The organism is Allosphingosinicella sp., from assembly GCF_036387215.1.
Taxonomy (GTDB): domain Bacteria; phylum Pseudomonadota; class Alphaproteobacteria; order Sphingomonadales; family Sphingomonadaceae; genus Allosphingosinicella.
In genome coordinates this window covers 1-2012 of sequence record NZ_DASVUE010000004.1, presented here as the reverse complement: position 1 = coordinate 2012, position 2012 = coordinate 1, and the positions used below count along the sequence as shown (strand labels likewise).

The 2012-nt window shown below is 65.6% G+C and carries 1 protein-coding gene; it reads right to left on the bottom strand.

Features of this window, described 5'->3' with window-relative positions; genetic code table 11:
* Nucleotides 1–2012 (bottom strand): aconitate hydratase AcnA (gene acnA / locus VF662_RS00225; protein ID WP_464136286.1); only part of this gene is annotated, 2012 nt, incomplete at both ends.

Genomic DNA, 2012 nt, shown 5'->3' with positions numbered 1-2012 from the left:
GGAGTCATGGCGTTTTTGATGCGGATGTTGGCGAAGGTGCCGCGCATCATGACTTCGTGGTTGCCGCGGCGGGCGCCGTAGCTGTTGAAGTCGGCGCGGGCGACCTGGTGCTCGGTGAGGTAGGTGCCGGCCGGGCTGTCGAGCTTGATCGCGCCGGCGGGCGAAATGTGGTCGGTTGTTATGGAATCGCCGAATACAGCAAGCGTACGTGCGTGGACGATGTCAGTAAGGCCCGCGGCCGTCATCGACATGCCCTCGAAGTAAGGCGGGTTCTGGATGTAGGTGGAGCCCGCCGACCAGGCATAGGTATCGCCGCCGGTGACGTCGATCGCCCGCCACTTCTCGTCGCCCTTGTAGACGTCGGCATAGCGCGCCGCGAACATCTCCGCGTTCACATGCTGGTCGATGAGGCTGCGAATCTCCTCGTTCGTCGGCCAGATGTCGCGGAGGTAGACGGGATCGCCGGCCCGGTCGTGGCCGATCGGCGACTTCACCATATCCTCGGTGACGGTGCCCTTCAGCGCATAGGCGACGACGAGCGGCGGCGAGGCGAGATAATTGGCGCGCACGTCAGGCGACACGCGGCCCTCGAAATTGCGGTTGCCCGAGAGGACGGACGCGGCGACGAGATCGTTGGCGTGGATCGCCTTCGAGATCGGCTCGGGAAGCGGCCCGGAATTGCCGATGCAGGTGGTGCAGCCATAGCCGACGAGATCGAAGCCGATCGCGTTCAGATCCTCGGAGAGGCCGGCGCGGTCGAGATAGTCGGTGACGACCTGGCTGCCGGGGGCGAGCGAGGTCTTGACCCAGGGCTTTCGGTCGAGCCCCTTCTCCCGCGCCTTCCGCGCGACGAGGCCGGCCGCGACCAGCACGGAGGGGTTGGAGGTGTTGGTGCAGCTGGTGATCGCGGCGATGACCACGTCGCCATGGCCGAGATCCGTCCCGTTCGCCGGATAGCGCGTCTTCACGCTGTCGCGCGTGCAGCCATATTCGCTCTCGAGATTCTTGAGGAACTCCTCGTCCACGTCCGACAGGAACACCTTGTCCTGCGGCCGCTTGGGGCCGGCGAGTGAGGGCTCGACGGTGGACATGTCGAGCGAGAGCGTATCCGTGAACACGGGATCGGCGGCATTCGCCTCGAGCCACATGCCCTGCTCCCTGGCATAGGCTTCGACCAGCGCGACCTGCTCCTCGGAGCGGCCGGTGAGCCGGAGATAATCGAGCGTCTTGCCGTCCACGGGGAAGAAGCCGCAGGTCGCGCCATATTCGGGCGCCATGTTGGCGATCGTCGCGCGGTCCGCGACCGACAAAGCGGAGACGCCGGGGCCGTAAAATTCGACGAAGCGGCCGACCACGCCCTTCTTCCGAAGCATCTGAGTGACGGTGAGCACCAGATCGGTGGCGGTGATGCCTTCGCGGAGCGCTCCGGTGAGGTTGAAGCCGACCACTTCGGGGATCAGCATCGAGACCGGCTGGCCGAGCATCGCCGCCTCGGCCTCGATCCCGCCGACGCCCCAGCCCAGGACGCCGAGGCCGTTCACCATCGTCGTATGGCTGTCGGTGCCGACGAGCGTGTCGAAATAGGCGACTTCCTGGCCCTGTGCGTCCGCCGAGGACCACACGCTGCGCGCGATGTGCTCGAGGTTCACCTGGTGGCAGATGCCGGTGCCGGGCGGCACGACCTTGAAATTGTCGAACGCGGCGGCGCCCCATTTCAGGAACTGGTAGCGCTCCATGTTGCGCTGGTATTCGAGTTCGACATTCTGCTCGAACGCCTTGGGCGTGCCGAACTCGTCGACCATCACCGAGTGATCGATGACGAGGTGGACGGGCACCTGCGGGTTGATCCGCTCCGGATCGCCGCCGAGCGACTTCATCGCATCGCGCATCGCGGCGAGATCGACCACGGCCGGAACGCCGGTGAAATCCTGCATGAGCACGCGCGCGGGGCGATACTGGATCTCGCGGCTGACGGAGCCCTTATTGTCCTGCCAATCAACGATCGCCTGGAT